This window comes from Chryseobacterium ureilyticum, from assembly GCF_900156735.1.
GTDB lineage: Bacteria > Bacteroidota > Bacteroidia > Flavobacteriales > Weeksellaceae > Chryseobacterium > Chryseobacterium ureilyticum.
In genome coordinates, this window is sequence record NZ_FTOL01000005.1 from 1 (window position 1) to 22,144 (window position 22,144).

Here is a 22,144-nt window from a genome sequence, read left to right on the forward strand (position 1 = left end):
TACGATTTTCTGCAATTTTATACAACATTTTTAAGCGAAATTTGATAATAAAATATTGAATATCAAATCGTTGTATTTATTTTTAGGAATGACTAATTAATAAAAAGTAAAGATTTAAAATTTCCAGTACATAATTGTCCAAATTTTTATTAAAAAACTAAAAATAGTTCTAATTGTTATAATAACCAAAGTTGCAAAAAATGGAAAAGTGTCGTTTTTCCATTAGAAAATATCATTTGAAATTTGCTGAAAATTAGCATATTGCTGAGGGTTTAATAAAATACTAAACGAAATAGGTATATGTTATTATTTTTGTCTTACAATATAGCAATCACCTTTGGTTCTCGAAAGTGCAACATACAATTTGTTTTTAGTGGATGACACAATGTTTTTTAGGTCTCCCTTATCAAGGCTTATTGTACCACTTTTTGTCATAATAACACAGGTGTCTTGATAGTCATCTTCTCCTTTGCAATCTCCCCAGTTTTTAGAATAATATGACAATTTATTAGAGTTGTTATAAACTAACTTTACAATATTATTATTTGATAATACTTCTTGAATCTCATCTAAATTTACGATTTTTATAACTGTTTCATCTGTTCGATTGGATTCCATCTCAATTCCCAAATTGTCGCTAATAAATTGGCATATAGCAGGAGGACAACGGTGGCTTTTTAATAGTGTTTTCGTATCAACGTGAATATTTTGATTTTGTAAACGCTTGATGTATTTGCTATAATCATTATATAGATTGATATTAGTCGCGCCATCTAAGCTTGTTGTAAAAGTATGTTGGAAGAAGTCTCCAACATATAGAAAATCTAATTTAGCTTGCGATAATGCCATTATCAGATTAAAATCATGCCCTCCGAGATCTTGAAATTCATCTATTATGAAATAGTCATAAAACTTCTCCAATTTTTCAATAATTAGAGGAATCGTTCCTGTAATTTCTATAAATTTACTTATTCGATTGTAATATAAAAGATTTGATTTTGTAATATATCTTTTGTAATCTTCGCTTTTCAGAGTTCTTGTAAATGTAGGAGCTTCATCCCAATAAATACCTTTTAGTTTATGTTCGAAAAATAAAAATGGTTTTGCACAAAAACTGTAAATAAAATCGAAGAATTTCAAAATTGTGATATTATTAGGTATGTAACCAAACCTTGTCGCAATCCTTCTTTTGATTGTTTTGTAATTGTTATTAGTATAAGTTATAATTAGGAATCTTTGCTCAAGATTTAAAGTCTCAATTACAAGTTTGGTTTTACCTGAACCTGCTACAGCTAGGATTAATTTTTTTCTATCCATTGGAATGCTTCTATGATATAGTCTGGAATATTAATCTTTTCATTAGAAGTAAGCAATTTGTACGCTGATTCAGTTTTTTCAGCAAGCATATATTCTAAAACGGAGCGAGTCTTTAGTTTGGGAAGAAAAAGTTTATTACACAAAGCATTGTTAATTGCTTGAAGGCATACTTCAAATGTGTACATAGTATCATCTGTTGACGCAAAAGCTTTACAAAATTCACCAACGTGTTCTTCATAATTTTTAGTGATTATAGAATCATAATTTTTATCGTTATCTCTAATGACTGCAGTTTTAATTTCTAAAAGATTTGCTATCTCCATATATCTTTTGAAGCTCAAACCTCCAATAGCTATTATATGAATGCCTTTTTGAGATGGTTTCATCTTATAATGACTCTCGAAAAAATGTTCCATTAAAATATGTTCTGCATCTCCCTCTACCAAAATAACTTTTTTGGATAAAATAAACTCAAGCAAATTTCTATTTGGAGCTTTAATAAAGAATTCTGCTGTTTTCTTATCTAAACCACTAAGCTTTGCATTAATATTATTTTCAGCATTTACAAATATTGCATTCCTCAAATCTAATCTTGAACTTATTATATTGCTGTGTGTTGCTATGAAAATCTGTTTGTTTTTAGAGCAATTAATGCGTTCAATTAGATTATGCATATTCAGGTGGCTCAGATGATTTTCAGGTTCTTCAAGTAGAATAAAATTTAGTTCATTCTCATTTTTAGCTAAAGCGAACTCTGTCTTGATAAAACATTGTCTTCCCTTACCTCGGTGAAGTATGTCAATATTATTTTCAACAATTGTGAGATCATTTTCCAATCCATTTTTTGAATTATTTTTTAAAGAAAATTCATAAGATTTTCCAGGGATTTTATCATTAATATTTTTTAATACTTTGTTTTTAAACTCAGTTTTTACAGTACGATAATGATTAGAATGAATATGTTTTTCGGTAGCTTCTATACTCGAAGTGTACAATGTTTTTATATAAGAATTTGTGGCATATTCATTATTAATACTTGAATGGTCAATTAAGATGTGCTTAAATTTTCTGGTAAAACCTAAATAAGGATTACCTCCAAATTTATAAAAATTGATATTGTAAAACTCAAAGGGAAAATTACTCCCTTCTTGTGATAAAATTTCGCTTATTTCTTTTGATAAATCCTCACGCGGTTCACATATCATAGTTATGCCGCAATCTCTTGCCTTCTCGGAATTATTGATACCATAATATTCAGGGTCGTTGACATTTTCAAAATAGATTTCTATCCTAAGTTCTGGTAGGTTTACAAATTTTTTGTCAATTAAAAATTGACGAATTATTTCATCATTCATCAGATGCTCTAATCCGATTGTCTCAATTTTGTTACGACTACCTGATAACAGGAGATCAATAGCCTGAAGTATTGTGCTTTTCCCAGATTCATTTTCTCCAATAATCAGATTCAGATTTTCTTTGAATGAAATATCTAAGGTTTTAAATTTTTTAAAATTAAAAGCTTTGAGCCTTTTAATGTGCATGTTTTTCTAGTTAAAATGGTTGAAAAATTAGTTTTGTATTTTTTTATTTTGCCTATAATAGTCAATTTATTCGAACAAAATTTAAATTGTTAATTTACAAAATGATTTTTTTATTAATGGTTTTTTATATTATTTTTTTAATTCGACTAATCATATTGAGAAATAAAGAGACAATATATTTGATTTTATTTTTACGAGAAATTCTACTTATTTTTTTATAATTAAATTAATTGTAAAACAAATAATATTTTATATTTTGATTCTTTACATCAAATTGTGTAGTTACTTTCCTTAAATTTACGTTCATTGAATTCATAAAAAAACTACTAATCGTATTAATATTTTAATTATTTAATAGATGAGGATCACATTTTTTCCTGCTAATAACGGAGACAGCTTTTTTTTGGAAACAGCCTCTGACAGTATTCTTATAGATGGAGGATATGTATCAACCTATCAAAAGTATATTAAGCCTAAATTATTGCAATTAAATAAAGAAAACAGGCCTCTGAACCATTTGATTGTGACACACATTGACAATGATCATATATCCGGAATAATAAAATTTTTTGAAGAGAATACTGGAAATAAAATTGTTGAAGTAGAGAACGTATGGCATAATTCCTATTCCCACTTAAAATCGATTGATGACGGTCTTAATTTCAGTGGAAAGTCAATTGATACAATGAGCATCAACTATCAGTTAAAGGATGAAGAGGATCTATCATCTAAAAATATTTCTGCCGTTCAGGGCTCAACATTAGCCTCATTGTTGAAAAAGAATAACTTTCAAAATAAAAATGACTTTTTCAATAACAATTATATTTCTTTTGACACAGCAAAAGTAATAGAATGTGATGACATTATTTTCAGAATTCTATCACCCGATGATGGAAAGCTTTTAGAATTGAAAAAATATTGGAAAAAAGAATTATTTATCAAAGGATTGTCTGCTGACCAAGAACTAAGCGATTTTAACGAAGATGCCTTTGAATATATTTTATCACTGGAAAAAGAGAAAAAAAGACTACGGAAAAAAAATATTAGCGCTTCTGAAGTTATTGATGTCGAAGCTCTTGCAGTGGAAGATTTTTCCGAAGATGACACTGCAACGAATGGTAGCTCAATAGCATTTGTGCTTGAATATAATAAGTTGAAGTTATTATTTCTTGGCGATTCACATCCTTCGTTAGTGGCCAAAAATATTCAGAAACATTATAAAGACGAAGTTTTTCCTATTAAATTTGATTTAATCAAGATATCTCATCATGGTAGTAAGAATAATACATGTCTAGAATTGCTCGAATTAATAGATTCAGAAAAATATATAATCAGTACTAACGGAGTAACACATAATCATCCTGATTTAGAGACAATCGCACGAATTATACAACGAAAATCTAGATTTACTCGAAATATTTATATCAATTATGATCTTGATTCGCTGAAAGAATTTGAAAATGAAGATTTGGAAAAAAAATACAATTATAAAATACTACAAAATAAAACTAACAATCCTATTATACTTGATCTTTAATTATGAATAGAATCATCAGTTCTGCTACAGTCGAATCTTCTGTAGTACAAATTGTTTATAAAAATAAGGAAAGCGGAACAGGCTTTTTTATCACAGATAATCTTATTATAACTGCTTATCACATATTACTAGATTCAAAAATTGACGAAAATTCCATAATTGTTTATAGCAGTAATCAAGAGCCACAGCAAGCTTCAATTTTCCATTTCGACGAAGTCAATGACATTTGCCTTCTAAAAGTAAGTAACAAAAATTTGGTTTTTCTTCCACTGACTGAAATATCAATCAGAATAAATGATACCTGGAACTCCTTTGGTTTTCCCTATCAAGGTCATCAAGAAGGCGTAAGAATATTCGGATCTGTAAATCAGGAGTTGAAGAATGAAAGGTATGACTTTATAGTAAATTGTTCAAATATAGAATCTGGTTTTGATTATAGTGGCTTATCTGGTGCACCCATTATATCATCTGGAAGAGTAATCGGTGTAGCTTTGCAGCAGCTTGATGACAAAATTGGTGCAATATCAATTAATAAAATTTCAAAATTGCTCGCAGAGCTTTCCATATCTGTCTTTAAAGAACAAAAACTAAATGAATTACCGTCTCATTTTGCTAAAGAGATTTCTCAAATTGTAACAAATTATGATTTTGTTGACAGGCTGAATAACGTTATTCAAAATGAAAATAATTGGATTTTACTAGAAGGAAATCCTGGAACCGGTAAAACGACAAATATTGCTACCTATACCCCTGAAGAAAATAGTTTACTGTTAGGTAGATATTTTACAAAGGTACCAAATGATGAAAGGCCAAAGAGTTTGAGGATATCAGTAGAAAATTTTCTTAATTGGCTTGAAGAATCCATTTCAATAGAAATAACAGGAAAACTCCCTCCTAAAAGCTCAGAACCTTTTGAAAATAGATTAGTTGATCTGCGAGATAGTTTTGAAGCGCTGGATGAATATTTGGTTGATAAAAACAAGGTTGGCTTGTTTTTTATAGATGGTTTAGATGAAGTTGAGAAGCTTAAGGATTTTCTTGAAATTATTCCTGAGGTATTATCTGTAAACTTGAGGATTATACTTTCATGTACTACTAAAAACATTCTACCTATTGACATCAGGAACAAAATAGACGAAAGCCAAATTGTCATTTTAAAGCCTTTGGAAATAGATCTTTGTGAGTATTATTGTGAAAATAAATTTCAAGGAAAAGTTGATTATGAAAATATTCAAAGAATTGCGATTAAATCAGAAGGACATCCCCTGTATTTAAATTATCTGATAAATTTTATACTAAATTCTGAGCTTATAGAAGATGAAGATGAGTTGAAAGCCTGGATCGAAAATATACCGTCAATCAGTGGAGACATTGAAAATTATTATAATGTAATTTGGGAAAGTATTTATGAAGATAATAATAAACTTTGGATCTGTTTAATATTATCACAGCTAAGGCAGGCTGTAACTGAAGAGGACTTTTTTGAGATCTTACCCGAAGATATAAGGAGACATTACTACGCTGCAATCCCTAAGATTTCTCACCTGATAAAAAATGATAAATTAGAAATTTATCATAATTCATTTAAAGATTACGTACTTAAAAAACTACCTCTTTATAAAAAACAATGCAATGATATTATAGCAGGATTCTGTGAAAATTTTCCTGATAGGTTATATTCCGTGATTAATCTGGTTTATCATAATGCAATGTCAAGTAACCCTCATAAAGCAATAATTAGTTGTAATCAAAAATGGGCAGATGATTTAGCGGTTCGCCATGTTGAACCTGATTTTATTATTGATGATATAAAGAAGGCTATTGATATATCTATTCAACTTAGAAAAACAATAGATCTACTAAGATTACTGCTTCTACTGCAAAGAATTGATTTCAGATATAACAGCGTATGGGTCGAATATGCCTATGAAATGGCTTTTGCACTAATCGCTCAACAAGAATATTCTAATGCCCTTAAATATTTAGTAAGACGAAATGTTTTGTTGGTTAGCATCAGCGATGCGACATTATTTCTACAACATTTCTGTGAGAACGATGCATTTGATGAGGCAGAAATCTTAAATAATGCAATAGAGAGGGAGTACAGAAAATCTGTGTATGAAGGTATGAAAAGTTCAGAGGGAGTAACACCATCACTATTCATCTCAAAAGCGAGATCAATTATTTTAAAAACTAGGGCTGATTTTGATAACGCACAGGCTGAAACGTGGGAGTTTTTAAACTTATTCGAAGTTAATCCAGATACAGGAATGACTGCTATTGGTTTGAAGAATGCTCCTCTGCTTAAATACGTAATCAATCATTCTACAGCTTGGAACAATAGCTTTTTAGCAAGAAACTTTGATCTTGTCCTTGATATTGATGAAATAATAAGAGATGGTGAAATAACTATTGATAATACCTGGTCAGTTATCTATGCAACTTCATTACTGATATACCGTGAAGAATTAAACGGTTATAATCTGCCAGATTTTAATACTCGAGAGATTGAGACTAAATTATCCGATACAACTGAAAATTTATTGGAAAAATTCGGCTATGTTTCAACATCCCAAGCAAGAAGAATTATTATTCTCTCTTTACTTAAATCAACGACTAAACCAGACCTTTTAAGGAATATAGTTGATGAATATCTTCAGGATGAAAGAAAAACTATTTTGAGAGCCGATAATGGCGTAGATGTGGATCTGGAAAGCTTCACTAATTTATGTTTAAAAAATAATTGTTTAGGTTTCAAAGATGATACTGAAGAATTCACAGTAAAAGACAAAAAATGGCATGCTAAAACCTGGGAACAGGATCTTTTTGATTTAATAACAGAAATTTATTATTTCGAGGGACTGGTTTCTTTTCTTAAAGCTTCGAATCAGCTTGATAAAAAGAAAGATTTTATTTGTAATACGCTAGAAAAAATAGTAGAAACCATCAATTTCAATTTTGATTTTAGAAGTTACTGGGATAGAGGGTATCAGTTTCCGGAAAAATTGATGCCTGAGCTTTTTAAAAAACTCGTTCATCTTTTTCATGAATTTGATTTTGAGAACCTAACGACTTTTTTAGATACTATAGAAGGACATACTGTTAACCAGCTTGGGTTGTTTTCGGAAGGATACAGAAAGTCATTGTGTGAAATTATTCATGTTTTACTACGTCTAAGATGTGAGGAAGCTATTGTGATTCCATTATTGGAAATTTGGAAAAAACATGTTTTGGATGGTGTGCAAAACAGATGGGAAAGAACTGCAGATTTACTTAAAATAACAGAAGTTTATGCATTACTTAATTTGCAAGATCAGTCTAAAGAAATCTTTCAAGAAATGCTTAATACTTCAATGGGACCTACTTGGTATAAAGAGTCGCAGTTAATGCTCATTAATGTTGCATTAGAAAATTTTAAAGAGGCACCTGACAGTACCTTAGCTGATTACGCTTCAATCTTAGATCAAGCTTCTGGTGAAATGACATTTCAAAGATATGTTAGAAATAGTAAGGAAGAGTTTATTGGTTCATTAATAGAGAATCAACATGTTCAAAAAGCTCTGGATTATTACAAATTTGAATTACTTCCTCCTCCAAATATTTTAAATCAGAACGCCGAATTATCAGATTTTGATGCACCAAGGCTGGGGGATGGTTATACTTTAGGTGCAAAAAATATTAGCGATACCAACAGTATCTTGGTTATTCTTAATACTATCGATTGTAACCCATATTTGAAGCTTGCACTTTGCGAAATTTTTACAATTAATGATGATATCTCAAGGTATAGTTACGATTTTGGAAAACAAATCGGAAATGTGCTCAATGAAATAGATAATGTACAAGATGGAAATTTTGATAAAGCTTTTGCCTCCGTAGCAATCCTTATCGCTGATGAAGAAATTGATATCGATTCTCGTAGACAATTGCTCCGTGAATTAGGCTCAACATTATCTTCTGCAAATATCATCAAGCTTAGAGAATGTTTAAAAGTTCATCATATTAACTGGGCAGCTGATTATGATCCTGAAGAGCATAAAACTATTTCGCACGAAAAAGAGAAGGACAGTTATGATATTTTTAATGATTCTTTAAACGATGTGAGGCCTCATAATAAATTGGATAAAATTAAAGAGGGGCTTCAGGTCTTCGAAAATGACCAAAGAAGTATATGGATGAACAATTGGTCAACCAGTACTGATGCGGCTAAAGCAAATATTAAAAAATTATTTGAAGATCAGGAGTCAGTGGTCCATCTTCTTGGATCTAATATATTAAATTTTGATAATGAGTACTGGTATATTTGTCAAGAGATGATGGCGTTTTTACAAGGTAAACTAGATCATCAGCAAGTTGTTGAAATTCATGAAATTGTTGGAAATCATTTTAAGTATATAATTAGACCAACTTCGGCGATTAAAGAGAAGTACAAGTGGATTGAAAAAGAAACAACAACAAAAAATAACGATCATTTGGTAGTCGAATTTATAATTTGGCATTTAAATCATCCCGTTCAAGTTATTAGAAATAAAACTATGAATGTTCTGGAACGGTTGCCAATCTCTACACATAATATATTAAAAATTTTGTTTGAAACCTGTATATCGGACATTCCTAAACCATCAACTGAGTTGTGCAGTTATATTATAAAAAATATTGCTATTAATTCACCAAATACTATAAAAGAATTTTTAAATCAAAATATTCGATTGATTCCTGATCTCGCAGCTGTACAACATCTAACCATCAAGAAAAATTTGCTGGATATTTCAATCGAACTTAACCGAGTGGGTTTTGCAGATTTGTATCTAGCAATTAAAAGTATTTTACCTAATACCATAATTCTAACTGGTAAGGTTACTTTTGAGGATGACTCCCATCTGGCATATATTCATGATATCATTGATGATTTGAATTCTCAAATGCTCCTTAATTCTCAGTTTTCTAATGATCTCGATCAATTTATTAATGAATTCTGTCGACCGGAGCAAAAAGAGAATGTTAAAAGGTCGGATAGATACCTACGAAGAAGCTTTCCTGAGCAAACTATGATAGAAGGTACTTATAATGAAATCGTGAGGCATTCATTAAACAAAGCTCTGTGTAAAAGAGTTAGTGCAGATAATATAGAAGAGTTATATAAAATAGTTAATTATGTTTGAAAGCAGAAAAGGAAATAGAGATTCTCGGATTGATTTTGAGAGAGAACTAAATATACTGGTGGAAAATGTTAGATCAGGAAAAGTAACTTTTTCTCCGGAAACAAAAGGTGTTGTACAGGACTTGGTTAAAGTTCGAAGTTCACCTAATAAACGGTTTGACCTCAATACAATCTCTGAGATAGTTAGGGCTATGGCTATGTCTGCCCGTTTTCCAAGACATTAATCTTAATTAAAGTTATATGATTCCACCAAAAAAAAGATCTGAAATGGAGCATAATTTTTTTCTGGCTCTCGAAGACTTTAACCAAAGGATAAATTCTGGAGATAAGGACAGAATTGAAAATGCAGTTTGGGCTACTGCAGAACATATTAAAAGGGTGAAAACAACACCTAATAACAGAGTTGATGTTTCAACAATCAACAAAAATATGCGACTACAAGCAAATATGAGAAAATGGATGGATGTTTAAAGAAAGAAATATTTTCCCTTAGCTTACGATTTTTGGATGTAATTTTTACCTTTGATTACGTGAGGTTTATAAACCTTTTTTACCGTTATATGTAAATTTATTTGCAAAAACTGAAAAAAGACCTATATTTGCACCAGTAAAAACAAACAATCTTAATCTTATTTAAAAAAGTGACCTATTCGGTGACCTAAAAATAAGAAAACGATATAAAGCTTATGGATAGGGAGTTTTTCAAATAAGAGCAAGTCCCGTCCGGATCGCAGAAGTTTTCTCAATTTCTTTTTAAAAAAATTGATCCGGTAGTTCAGCTGGTTAGAATGCCGCCCTGTCACGGCGGAGGTCGCGGGTTCGAGTCCCGTCCGGATCGCAGAAGTTTTCTCAATTTCTTTTAAAAAAATTGATCCGGTAGTTCAGCTGGTTAGAATGCCGCCCTGTCACGGCGGAGGTCGCGGGTTCGAGTCCCGTCCGGATCGCAGAAGTTTTCTCAATTTCTTTTAAAAAAATTGATCCGGTAGTTCAGCTGGTTAGAATGCCGCCCTGTCACGGCGGAGGTCGCGGGTTCGAGTCCCGTCCGGATCGCAAAATAAAAGCCTTTAATTCAAAAGAATTAAAGGCTTTTTTATATCTATTGATTTTGATCAGAAGTAAATTTAAAATAACCTCCAAATTGATTCAATTTAGAGTACCAGATCTTCATGATCAATAAACACTTGTACATCTTCATTAAAACGGTTAAAAAGAAACAGGTCGTCTGACACTAAAACATTGAATTTACCAGAAGTAGCGGTTGAAGTGACAAGAATTTCATCGTGGTTCGCTGAATCTTTAGAAACTTCTACAATTCTGAATGTTTTATTTTGAAAATAATAGAATTTTATAAAAGAAGCTGTATTGGTACCAATCACGGAAATATCAATTTTTTTACATTTCTGATTGGCAGACCATTTAGAAGGATTGCTATTAACAATAGTAAGATAAGTTGCATTATCTTTTAAAATGACTTCTTTTTGCTTATAAATGATATTCTCATTTACAACAGATTTTACACAATTTCTCTTATTTAAAATTTTACCGGAAATACCGTTTCTTGTTTCATCCGTCAGACTGTAATCGTCTTCAATGAATACTGAATTTAGGAGCTCGAATGTTCCGTCTATTTGTACATTTTTTAAATTGACACAGCTAATTGAAACAGGAAGAAATTCAACCTGAAGAGCGGTTTTTACATGTTGGTCATGTAATTGTTTTATATTATCCAATTCGATAAAACCAGTTTTGGTATTGTTGAGGATAATACCATTGGAAGTCCCTGCCAGCATTGTATTTCTTATAATGAAGTTATTAAGCCACATCTGATCACCAATATAAAAACTAGCTCCAATATATTTTCCTGTGTCAGAATCTTCAAATGTACTAAGCTGTTCTATTCTTAAGTTTTCAATAACCCAGTTTGTAAAATTAGCTTCTTCATTGGACGGAAGGGCATAGAAACCATATAAACCTTTAGCCCAGCTCTGGCTTCCTGTAAATGTGATATTAGATCCTGATTGGGAACCAACAAATACAGTGCAGAAACCAAAGTCATACCCCCAATGGGTATAGTTGTTGAAATTGATGAAATCAAAAGATGTTTTGTACAGAACTCCAACTTGTGATGATGTTATTAAATTATTAATGGTTGCCAACTCTCCCAGTCCATCTATTAACAAAGCACAATTTAAATCTTGATGTTTGCTTTCAATATTTGCATTAAAATCAATTAATGTATCTGCCGATTCAAAATCTGCCGAATTCTGAATTTTAACATTTTCTATAAGAGGTTTGTGTGTAGCGCCCAGAACTATTCCTGCAGTTCCTTTTAAATCTTTTGTCTGGCTGCCAATACCTACAACCAAGTTGGAAACTACATTGTATTCTGTTCTTTGGCTCGTATCTCCTCCTTTATTACCAATGAGTAAACCATAGTCGCCATTTTTTCGAGGTCTGAAGTCAATAATTGTTTTATGAATCCCCTGACCGATTAAGCTATTTACTTTAATATTACACTCATTAGAATAATATTTTCCTTCATTGAGTGTTACAATTTGAAATACTTTATTAAGGGCATCTATGGAAGTTTTTAAATCTACCGAATTATAATCATCGGCAATAGAACCATACCAATCTGCCCATACGGTACCATTTGTTGATGCCCAGTTATTTGTTAAAGTTATATTTTCAAAAATCTGATAGCATCCGGCATCGATCCATGATGTAGGTGAGTAGATACTAGGACCGTTACCAATTAAAGTTGCATTTTTAATGATTCCTCCTGTGAAGCGTAATGTGATTTCTCCAATATCAAATGTTTTGTCATTCAGATCAAAAGTATAGCCTTCCGGTATTAGCAGTATCTTATGTTCTGAGGTTTTGCAGAAGTTTATGGCTTTTTCAAATGCACTTGAATCAGCAACCGGATCATTTCCTTTTGCTCCAAACCATCTGATGTCTACATAATTTTCTATGTATCTTCTGTAATATGGATAAGGATCTTGAGATGTTCCGCTAAAATATATAATATTGTCAATATAAGCAGGTGCAGTTGCTAACGGAAGCAAGCTTATTAATTCTTTTGTGTTTGGATCTTCAATTTGTTTTGTTGCCATTTTTCGTTTTTTGGTATTAATAATAATTTCCCTTAGAAAATTTTCTAAAGCAAAAATAGAGGCTGGATACGACAAAACTTGACGTGTTATTTTAAAAAAAAGATCAGTATTTCAGCTGGTTAGAATGCCGCCCTGTCACGGCGGAGGTCGCGGGTTCGAGTCCCGTCCGGATCGCATAAAGTCTTCTAGAAATGGAAGACTTTTTTTGTTTTTATATTCTAAGATAAACTTAAATTACCTCTTGTATATTCGCCGGTTATCACTACTTTAGTAATGAAAAGCAAAATATATGATGTCAAAAAAGAAATTCATTCTATTATCAATACTTAAAACATGGTTCATCTCAACGGTTGTTTCAATCGCTCTTCTTATTCTTTATATGTATGTAACTAAAGGGACGGAAGTGAGAGAACGTCCGAGAAATTGTGATATGAGCGGACTTGCTTTTGGGCTTGCTATCTTTTGGATATTATTTCTGAGCATTTTATCATTCAGTAGTTTATTTTCGCTTTTAAAATCATTTCAAAGTACAATAAAGAAATCTATATGTTGGTTCTTACTTCCGGTTTTTTCTTTGATCTATTATTTCTTTTTGTTTGCAGGAGTGGAGGTTAATAGTAGTGTTATTTTACTTCTTTGTATCATAAATCTGCCTTGGTTTGTTCTTTGGATATATTATTCCTATAGATTCAATACTCTTTATTCTCCATTATTATAATACTATAGGGATTTATGAAGAAACAATTTAAAAACTGGACTTTATTTTTCATTCTGGGGCTTGTTACTATTGTTCTTGGGGTGGCTGCATCCATTGTCATGATGACGAGTGTTTCTGCACCAGATACTTTGTATGGAATGTTTATCTTGTTATGGATGATTCCCGTTGCTTTGGTGGTTATTATCGACAGAATTCTGGTAAGGAGATTTGGAAATAAGGCAGTCAATAAAATTCAGTTTGCGATATTGTTATTGATTGTACTCTTATGGATATTGAGGGCACTAGCTAATTTAATCTACTCATAAAGGCAAAAAAAATTACTGTCGTAGGACAGTAATAGTAATGATCTGTGACATGGTGTAGATCAGTTTGTGTTTTAAGCAGAGATTTATACTTAAAGGCTGATCATGAAAGCTGTTTATAACCCGGTCAATGGTATTTAATATTTTGTCTGAATTTAGGTATCATTGTCAGAGTTTATTTTACGATAAAAACTTTAATTTGACGAATCAACTTTTATGAGACCGAATTTTTTATGCAGCTTCTTTATATCATTGTTATGATTATATTGTAAAGTTGCTTTCTGCCGTTTTCAGTTCTATTATAGATAGATTTCTGAAAAAGGTACAATCATGTGCAATTCGTTTGCAAATGTATATTACGGTATTTTGAAAATTGCTACACTTTTGTGTAGATTTGTGGTACTAAAGCTAAAACTATCCTTTCGGGTAGTTAAGCGGAGATCTAAGGAAAATGGAACAGATAAAAAGGTTTTTTAACGATAAGAATGATGTCAGTAAGGACGCTGATATTGATTATAGCCAGGCTGGGGATTATCTTGAAGCTGTAAAAGCACTTGCAAGAACTACTTATCAAAGTCTGTATGTCATCAACTATCAAACCAAGTCGTTTGAATATGTCTCAGAGAATCCTTTATTCCTTTGTGGGAAAACTTCTGAAGAGGTAAAGGAACTTGGCTATGCGTTTTATTTTCAAAATGTAAAACCTGAGGATGTAGAAATGCTGGTTAAGATCAATGAGGCAGGATTTGAGTTTTATGATAAAATCCCGATTGAAGACAGAAAGCTTTATTCTATTTCCTATGATTTTTATTTGATCAACAGTAAGAAAAACTTAGTACTTGTAAATCATAAGCTTGCACCGATGTTTCTTACAGAAGAAGGGCAGGTTTGGAAAGCATTATGCGCAGTGTCTTTATCTAATAACAGTTCTTCGGGAAATGTAGTCCTTAGTAAGGAAGGTTCTGATGAAATCTGGCGGTATGATTTGATTGAGAATAAATGGGAGAAAAGTGAAAAAATAAAACTTACTTCGAGGGAATTTGAAATTTTAAGTTTATATGCGAGTGGGTTAACAATTAATGAAATCGCAGGTAAGCTTTTTATTACGGCAGACACGGTAAAGTTTCATCGTAAAAAGCTTTTTGAAAAGATTGGAGTAAATAATATTGCTGAAGCATTATCATACGCTAAAACGAATAAGTTACTTTAAAAATATTCCTTATTACCGTTTTTTTACGGTATTTTTCAGAATGTCTTTTAGGATTCAATTTTAGGTCTGATATTTGTACTGGGTAGCAAAACTAAATGACCTGTTTTATTTATGAAAAACATATCTGTGAAAAAATCATTTTTATATGCCTGTTTATGTGCATTGTTCCTTGTTTCCTGTAAAAAAGAAATAGAAAAAATCAGTGATACTTTTAAGGACACTGTCTCTGCCTCTGAAATCCCGGAAGCAGAAAAAGATTCTGTAAAGAAAGATTCAGTTCCTGTTGTCAAAAAAGAATCGGCTCCTCCAATGATGCAGGAGAATGGTTTTTATAATGCTTTTGTCCTTCCAAAGGATAAAAAAATGAGAGATTCTCTATATGCAGAATTCAGCAAAAAATACGACGAAAAAGAACGTACTGCGATTCTTGCTTTAAACCGCCTGGATTCTAAAAGTAAATGGAATGCTGATACTTTGGTAGTTCCTGCAAAAATAGATACTACATTGATGGCTTATTCACCGTTTCCAATGCAATTGGATGTGTTGAGTGGCGTTAAAAAATTTGTGATCTTTTCATATCCTATTCAGGCTTTTGCTGTATACTCTAATGGAAGTCTTATAAAATGGGGACCAACGAGTATGGGTAAGAAAACAGCACAGACTACAAGAGGGCTTACCTTTGCCAATTGGAAAAAGAAATTGTCTATTTCTACGGTAAGCAGTGAATGGAAGCTTCCATACAACTTTAATATCCATAATATAGGCGGAATCGGCTGGCATGAATATACACTTCCGGGATATCCAGCTTCTCATTCATGTCTTCGATTGCTAAGAAAAGATGCTCAATGGCTTTATTCTTATGCTGATACATGGATATTGAACCCTGGAGGTGCTACCACTAAAGCACGAGGTACAGCTGTAATGGTATTTGGTGATTATAACTGGGGGGGAAGACGCCCATGGAAAAAACTTTTGGATGATCCGAATGCCAATAATATTTCAGTGGAAGAACTTACCAAACTATTGGAACCGGATGTTCAGAAAATGTTAAAAGAACAGTCAAACAGAGAAAAAGTTTCTGATTCTATTAAAACTGCAAAAGCGATGGCTACACCTATTCAGAATGAGAGAACTTCAGATACTTTGTCTAAGTAATTTTCTTTTCAAATTGTAAAGTAGATTCTTCTGCAAATTGTCTTAATTTAAGCATCTCTTCCTTTCCTTTATGTTGCCCGAATCTTGCGGCAAGATAAGTAAGAAGAATAAAAAATAACATAACAAAAGAAGCGCTGAGTGCCCAAGGGTATTCAGTGCTTTTTATTTGTTTTTCTACATAATACATCGTAAAGAACGTCATCCAGAGAATAGAAAAAGAGAAATACAGGAACATAAAGAACGTCCAAACCGCAGAGCTCGGACCAAATACACCTCGTATTACAATATCATCTTCTTCCTTTTCCACTCTTAATGCAAGGCATGGTTTCCAGTAATTGTCATATTTTGTTTCTACCCAGATCGTAGCAACTTCTTTGTTAACGTTTCCTGAAAATTCTTTCTTATGCTCAGCGAGATATTTTTTCAGATTTTCAGCGTACTCTTCTTTGGTAAGATGAGTAAACATTTTAAATCGTGGTCTGGTTCTTATTCTGTCTAAGGTCGTTTCTTCAGTTGTCATAGGCTATTCTTGATAAGGTATTGGGTCTTCCAGAGTAAATCGAAAGGTAAGTTCCTGATCTTTTCTCTGAATGATCATCGTAATGGTACGACCTTCATCGGATTTCATAAGTTCTACAATCTTTTCTAAACTCATATCCGAGGTTTTCTGTCCGTTGATGCTGATAATTTTGTCATCTTTTCTCAAACCGGCTTCATAAGCGGGAGACTCTTTTCTTACTCCAGCAATGGAAAACATAGGTTTTAAACTGAATTTATATTGAAAAGAATCTTTATATGCTTCATTTACTACTCCTATATTTTTTTGAGTCTGGATATTAATTTTATCCTGTTTCCATTCCAGACCGTCTTGTCGGAAATCAAGTCCGCTCATATTGAAATGGAACGGATCATCAAAAAACTTATTTTTTCTAAGGTATAATTTTTTGTTTGGATAATCAAATATAACGGTGAAACGGCGCATAATCTCCCCCCCAACTGAGCCTTTTCTATTTTCCACCAAATTTACATGCTGGATAGAATATTCATCAGGCATTGCTGTAAGTGGCTTTTCAAATTTAAAATCCCCCAAATAAAAGTTGTGAATTCTGCTTCTTTTTCCATAAATATCACCATTGAATCCACGACCCAGAAAATCCTCAATATTGGGTCTGTTATAAACAAAATCTTTAATAAGAGTAGGGAAGAGCCATATTGCATCGCTGTTTCCAAGGTCAATAAGAAGCTTTGAATCTCTTTTTTCACTTGTCATCTCTACACCAGCATACAGATACGGTTTGTCTTTTTCTATGGTGATAGGAAATTCTTTAAATTTTCTGAGTTTCCTTTTTAAAGGTTCAGTATTTTCATACACTGTTATTTTCTTTGTTGCATAATCGATAGCTATTGGGTGATCTTTGAAAAAATGATAGCCTATGACACCATTCACAGGAATTCCTACGTGAGGAGAAATATTAAACTCTTCATCTATGATGATATAGAGAGACATTGAAGTATTGACAATAGATTCCCCAATGCGTCCGATATTACGATCTGATTTTAAACCATCAATGCTTAAACTTCCACCAAGTCCTGAAAATTTCATTTTTTCAATATTACTTAGAGTAAGTTCTTTATTTTCAAGGCTAAAAAGAATGGTTTCCGATACTCCGGTATCCAATAGAAAGGTCAGATTAACGCCATTTATGTTTACAGGAATGAAGATCAGATTGTTGATAAACTGAAAAGGAATAACTGCTTTTTTTGTATTGATCAGTTGAAGAGAGTTCTGGGCATGGATGAAAATGCCAATAAAAAATGCCAGTAAAAAAAGCTTGAGTTTCATTTACTGAATTTACTGAAATTATCTTTATTATGCATAAAAAAACATTCCAAATGCAGGAATGTTTGTATAAACTACAGTGAAGTAGTTTTATCTGTTGAATTTGTTTTAAAATGAAGTTTTTCTTATTTAGAGAAAAAGTCCATTAAATCCATATAATTTTTCTGATTGACACCATGCCCGTTCATATATTCTCTGAATGTAAAATAGCAGCTAAGATCATAAAGCATATCAGCAGCTTTTCTTCCCCATTCAAGTGGGATAACAGCATCATCTGTACCATGTGAAACAAAGAAACGAAGTCTTTCCAGTTTCTTTTTGTCTTTTACAATACCATCCAGAATCTTTTCTTCAGGATAAGCGCTCAGACATGCTACATAATTGAAAAGTTCAGGATATTTCAATGCTAGTGCATAACATAAAATTCCTCCCTGGCTGAATCCACACAAATGAACCTTACTTTCGCTAAGCCCGTAATGATTAATTATTTTTAAAATGCTTTCCAATACAGAATTTAAAGACTCTTTAGCCTGAGGAACATCAATGAAATTCTCAGGGTCATTGAAGTTGATATCATACCAGGAATATCCTTCAAACTGAGTGTCTCGCGGAGCTCTAAAGCTGATGATGATCCAATCGTTTGGAAGTGTTTCCCTGAAGCTGAAAAGGTCCTGTTCATTGCTGCCGTAGCCGTGAAGCATAAAAAGTATAGGGGTAGTAGAGGTAATATTTTCCGGCTCTCTTACTATATAATCTAAATTCATACAGCAAATATAAATAATAAATTACATTGTAAATCTTAAGTTTTTGATCCTGTAAATACATTGAATTTCAAGATATGTTTTTCCGGGTTTTTACTGCAAATAGGTTATAAGCTGTCTTATATTTAATAATTGATTGTTTGAACTGTATTATTAGGTTTTATATACTGGATTTTATTTTTATCAAATTGATATTGTTTATAAATCTTTATTAGAAAATTTTCATAAAAGTTATTTTTATATTAATAAAAAACTTATATTTGAAACATTAAAAAATCTATTTGGAGAAATGAAGCAATTTTACAATTCAAAAAGTTTACTTAGACTTTCTTTTTTATTCGTTTTATTATTTTCGGCAATCACCGTTTTAAACTCCTGTAAAAAGGATGATGACGAGGAAGAGTTTCAAGATCATATGGTTAAATTTGAAGTTAAAACAACTTCAGGAGGAGAAATTATTACTGTTGTTACACAGGTAGGTACTACTCAGAATACCATTCACAGCAATCCTACAGCTCCTTTAAACTCATCTTGGTCCAGTGCAGATATGTGGGTAAACTCTAATCAGGCTCAGCTGAATCTGGATGCAAATGCTAAATTACCGGATACGGATTCTGAATTAACCATTAATATTTGGATTGATGGAGAAATTGCAAAAACAGTTAAGAAAAAAGGTAAAGGTGTTTTAGAAGCTTCTCTTGATTACAGTTTCCTAGAACCATAAAATCTTTATTTATATAAAAATCAAACCGCTCATTAAGAGCGGTTTTTTTTATTCTTCAATCATATGAAGCTGTATAGCCTGATTGACCAATTCTGTAGAGTTTTTTGCCTGAAATTTTTGTAGAAGATTCTTCCGGTGAGTGTCTACGGTAAGAGGACTTAAAAATAGCTCTTCAGCAATCACATTACTTGTTTTCCCTTTGGCTACCAGTTGAAGGATTTGTTTCTCTCTTTTAGTAAGTCTGGGAATAGGAACGTCATTTTGAGAGGGACGACTGATGATTTGCTTCGTCTCATGACAAAATACAATATCACCAGAAAGTGCTCCTTTGATGCAGACTACCAATTCATGTATCGAAGTATTTTTAAGAAGATAACCACTTGCTCCGTTTTGTATAGACTGCATGATGATGCTCCTTTCAGAACGGTTACTGAACATGATTACTGAAGTATCGGGTGAAATTTTCTTGATCTCCCTGCAAAGGTCTGTGCCATTGGCATCCGGTAAAGTAATATCCAGCAGGATAATGTCCACCTTATTGAACTGAACAAAATCGATAATTTCTGATCCGGAAGTAAAAGTTTCCGGAATATTGAAAGCTGACTGGCTGGCAAGCATCATTTTCAAGCCTTCAATAACGATAGGATGATCATCTACAATGACAATATTTATTTTTTCATTCTCCATCTATATTCAGTTCTATATTAATTGCTGTTCCTTGATTATCGGAGTTGATTTCCATGCTTCCTTTCAGATAATCAACCCTGTTTTTTAAATTACGCAGACCCATACTTTTTGTCTTTTGTTCCGCATTGTGTACAAATCCTTTTCCATTGTCTTCTATGGTAATAAAGAAATCTTTTCCGGATTGGGAGCATTGTATTAAAATATTGCTGGCATTAGCATGCTTTATAGCATTTGCTAATAATTCCTGTACAATTCTATAAATGTTGAGCTGGATATTTAATGGCAGATTCTTTTCTATACTGATAGCCTGGAAGTCAATTTCAATATCTTTTCTATTATAAAACTCACAAAGATCATTTAGTGCTGTTTCCAGACCAAAATTAAGTAAAGACTCCGGCATAAGATTTCTTGCCACATGTCGAAGCTCGCTTACGGAATTATCCAACTGTCCGAGAATCCTGTAAAATTCCTTATCTTTTTCTGTATCTAAATGATTCACAGACCATGTTGAGAAGTTGATTTTTACGCCGGCAAGCATTCCTCCCAAACCATCATGAAGATCTCTGGCAATACGTTCTCTTTCTCTTTCCTCTCCTTCAAGAATTGCTTTGGTTAATGACAATTCTTCTTTTTGTTTAATTTCATTGATCTTTTGTTCAGAGATTTTTTTGTTTTTTCTGAAGATGATCCATAAGAAGATCAAAAGACTTATAACCAATAATAATACAAGGCTTAATCCCCATAAATAAGAGTTTTTCTTGTTAACTTCCAGATCTTTCTGGTTCTTTTCAGCATTTAGTGTTGCTATTTTTCTTTCCTTTTCAGCAGCATTATATTTGGATTCTATTTTATTGATTTCAAGCTTTACATTCTCTGTATTTAAACTGTCATTAAGCTGAGAATATTTTTGCTCCCAAACTAATGCTTCCTTTGGATTTCCCATTTCCTCATTCAGTGCAGAAAGCTGTTTGTAAAAAGTTTTCCTGTTTTTAAGGTCTATTGCTAAAGATTTTTCTGCTAAAACATCTTCCAATACTTCCTTAGCTTCCTCGTATCTCTTCAGCTTTTTCAGGATGTCAAACTTATTGAAGTAGAACATTTGTGCCAGCATATTCTGATTGAATTTTTTGGTATAAAAGATCCCTTTATCAATTACGGGTAATGCCTCCGAATTTTTTTGTCTGGTAATAAAATATAACGTTTTACCATAATAATAAAATGCATTGACTGATGAATCCGGATAAGGACTGATTAACTTTTCCGCTTTATCCAAAAACTTTTTCGCATCATCTCCTCTTGCCTGGTAACAGAAGTTATTGGCAATGTTCAGATAGGTGAAAAATAGTTCAGACGAATTCGAATAACGCTTTTCCAGAATTTCTAAAGCTTTATTGTTGTATTCCTCAGATTTTTTAAACTCAGCATTATATGTGAAAATAACAGCAAGTTGTGTGTATAAAAATCCAAGATTCCTGCTGCCTTCATATTTTTTAGCGAGTGGAATACTTTTTTCAAGAATTGTTTTCACTAAAAAAGGATAACCTTCTTTATCTTTCTGGGCAACTCCATAGCTATACCATGCAGAAGCCTGAAGAAGATCAGATTCCTCATTTTTAAATTTTGATAATTCTTTGATCGCTTTCTGATAAAAACTAGCTGCTTTTCCTTTACTTCTATCCAGATAATATTGTGCCTGGTAAAAGTCATATTTAGCTGAAAGAAATGTATTTCCGTTTATGAATATTTTTCCTTTTTCCAGATATTTTTTACTTAAAAGAGAATCAATATTCCTGTAATAATTGGATAAAAGAAAAGAAGCGTTTGCTTTTGAAGTATTTTGAGAAGTATTGTTTAATACATTTTGTAAACTGTCTAGATAAGGTCTTTCATTAAGCGGAATGATTTGCTGTGACTGTAAACTAAAAGACAGTAATATGCTTAACACGATGAATAATCTCTTCATTGGGGCTTTATTCTATAAACTATATTTTTAAAAACGTTCAATTTAATTAAATATTTCAGGATAAAAAATACCAAGATTTAGGTAGAAAAAATTACTCGTTTTTCAGGATTGA

17 protein-coding genes and 3 tRNA genes are annotated in these 22,144 nt (G+C 32.0%); 12 read left to right on the top strand and 8 right to left on the bottom strand.

Annotated features, from left to right (window positions below):
* Positions 1-306: 306 nt before the first annotated feature.
* Together BW983_RS14695 and BW983_RS14700 are read right to left on the bottom strand one after the other, a co-directional pair.
* Complete coding sequence (locus tag BW983_RS14695) at positions 307-1,317, bottom strand: UvrD-helicase domain-containing protein (protein ID WP_076552668.1); 1,011 nt, start codon at positions 1,315-1,317, stop codon at positions 307-309.
* A complete protein-coding gene (locus tag BW983_RS14700) occupies positions 1,299-2,858 on the bottom strand; it encodes an ATP-dependent nuclease (RefSeq protein ID WP_076552669.1) in 1,560 nt (519 codons plus the stop codon). Before BW983_RS14700 ends, BW983_RS14695 begins: the two co-directional genes overlap by 19 nt.
* A 358-nt stretch (positions 2,859-3,216) precedes the next feature.
* Here BW983_RS14700 and BW983_RS14705 point away from each other — a divergent pair, with 358 nt between their 5' ends.
* From BW983_RS14705 to BW983_RS14735, 7 genes are all read left to right on the top strand, one after another.
* Positions 3,217-4,395 carry an MBL fold metallo-hydrolase gene (locus tag BW983_RS14705; RefSeq protein WP_076552670.1) on the top strand — a complete coding sequence of 393 codons (1,179 nt, stop codon included), beginning with the start codon at positions 3,217-3,219 and terminating at the stop codon, positions 4,393-4,395.
* A 2-nt stretch (positions 4,396-4,397) separates the two neighbouring features.
* The gene (locus BW983_RS14710) at positions 4,398-9,557 is read left to right on the top strand and encodes a serine protease (RefSeq protein WP_076552671.1); all 5,160 of its coding nucleotides are present in this window, start codon (positions 4,398-4,400) and stop codon (positions 9,555-9,557) included.
* On the top strand, positions 9,550-9,780 hold the full coding sequence (locus BW983_RS14715) for a hypothetical protein (RefSeq protein WP_076552672.1): 231 nt from the start codon (positions 9,550-9,552) through the stop codon (positions 9,778-9,780). The genes BW983_RS14710 and BW983_RS14715 overlap by 8 nt, the downstream gene beginning before the upstream one ends.
* 43 nt (positions 9,781-9,823) lie before the next feature.
* Entirely contained in the window at positions 9,824-10,027 is a 204-nt protein-coding gene (locus BW983_RS14720) for a hypothetical protein (RefSeq protein WP_167369993.1), read from the top strand.
* Positions 10,028-10,320: 293 nt separating this feature from the next.
* Positions 10,321-10,394, top strand: a tRNA-Asp gene (locus tag BW983_RS14725).
* A gap of 32 nt (positions 10,395-10,426) precedes the next feature.
* Positions 10,427-10,500, top strand: a tRNA-Asp gene (locus tag BW983_RS14730).
* Between the two features lie 32 nt (positions 10,501-10,532).
* Positions 10,533-10,606: transfer RNA gene (locus tag BW983_RS14735), tRNA-Asp, on the top strand.
* A gap of 98 nt (positions 10,607-10,704) precedes the next feature.
* Here BW983_RS14735 and BW983_RS14740 read toward each other — a convergent pair.
* Entirely contained in the window at positions 10,705-12,672 is a 1,968-nt protein-coding gene (locus tag BW983_RS14740; protein ID WP_139329285.1) for a hypothetical protein, read from the bottom strand.
* A 289-nt stretch (positions 12,673-12,961) separates the two neighbouring features.
* Between BW983_RS14740 and BW983_RS14750 the strand changes: the two genes are divergently transcribed.
* The 4 genes from BW983_RS14750 (at position 12,962) to BW983_RS14765 (ending at position 16,057) form a co-directional block, all read left to right on the top strand.
* Positions 12,962-13,390, top strand: a complete 429-nt coding sequence (locus BW983_RS14750) for a hypothetical protein (RefSeq protein WP_139329286.1) — start codon at positions 12,962-12,964, stop codon at positions 13,388-13,390.
* A gap of 14 nt (positions 13,391-13,404) precedes the next feature.
* On the top strand, positions 13,405-13,695 hold the full coding sequence (locus BW983_RS14755) for a hypothetical protein (RefSeq protein WP_076552676.1): 291 nt from the start codon (positions 13,405-13,407) through the stop codon (positions 13,693-13,695).
* Between the two features lie 448 nt (positions 13,696-14,143).
* Entirely contained in the window at positions 14,144-14,902 is a 759-nt protein-coding gene (locus BW983_RS14760; RefSeq protein ID WP_065394125.1) for a response regulator transcription factor, read from the top strand.
* Between the two features lie 111 nt (positions 14,903-15,013).
* On the top strand, positions 15,014-16,057 hold the full coding sequence (locus BW983_RS14765; protein ID WP_076552677.1) for a L,D-transpeptidase: 1,044 nt from the start codon (positions 15,014-15,016) through the stop codon (positions 16,055-16,057).
* Here the strand turns inward: BW983_RS14765 and BW983_RS14770 are convergent.
* The 3 genes from BW983_RS14770 to BW983_RS14780 all read right to left on the bottom strand — a co-directional run bounded on the left by BW983_RS14770 (position 16,050) and on the right by BW983_RS14780 (position 18,661).
* A complete protein-coding gene (locus BW983_RS14770) occupies positions 16,050-16,577 on the bottom strand; it encodes a hypothetical protein (protein ID WP_076552678.1) in 528 nt (175 codons plus the stop codon). The two genes, BW983_RS14765 and BW983_RS14770, sit on opposite strands and share 8 nt — an antisense overlap.
* A 3-nt stretch (positions 16,578-16,580) precedes the next feature.
* A complete protein-coding gene (locus BW983_RS14775; protein WP_076552679.1) occupies positions 16,581-17,900 on the bottom strand; it encodes a PDZ domain-containing protein in 1,320 nt (439 codons plus the stop codon).
* Between the two features lie 122 nt (positions 17,901-18,022).
* Positions 18,023-18,661, bottom strand: coding sequence for an alpha/beta hydrolase (locus tag BW983_RS14780; protein WP_076552680.1), 639 nt, complete (start codon positions 18,659-18,661; stop codon positions 18,023-18,025).
* 286 nt (positions 18,662-18,947) lie between these two features.
* On the opposite strand from BW983_RS14780, the gene BW983_RS14785 reads away from it, so the two are divergent.
* Positions 18,948-19,382, top strand: coding sequence for a hypothetical protein (locus BW983_RS14785; protein WP_228409015.1), 435 nt, complete (start codon positions 18,948-18,950; stop codon positions 19,380-19,382).
* A 48-nt stretch (positions 19,383-19,430) separates the two neighbouring features.
* On the opposite strand, the gene BW983_RS14790 is transcribed toward BW983_RS14785, so the two are convergent.
* Positions 19,431-20,069, bottom strand: a complete 639-nt coding sequence (locus tag BW983_RS14790) for a response regulator (protein WP_076552682.1) — start codon at positions 20,067-20,069, stop codon at positions 19,431-19,433.
* Entirely contained in the window at positions 20,059-22,032 is a 1,974-nt protein-coding gene (locus BW983_RS14795; RefSeq protein WP_076552683.1) for an ATP-binding protein, read from the bottom strand. Before BW983_RS14795 ends, BW983_RS14790 begins: the two co-directional genes overlap by 11 nt.
* Positions 22,033-22,144: the final 112 nt, after the last annotated feature.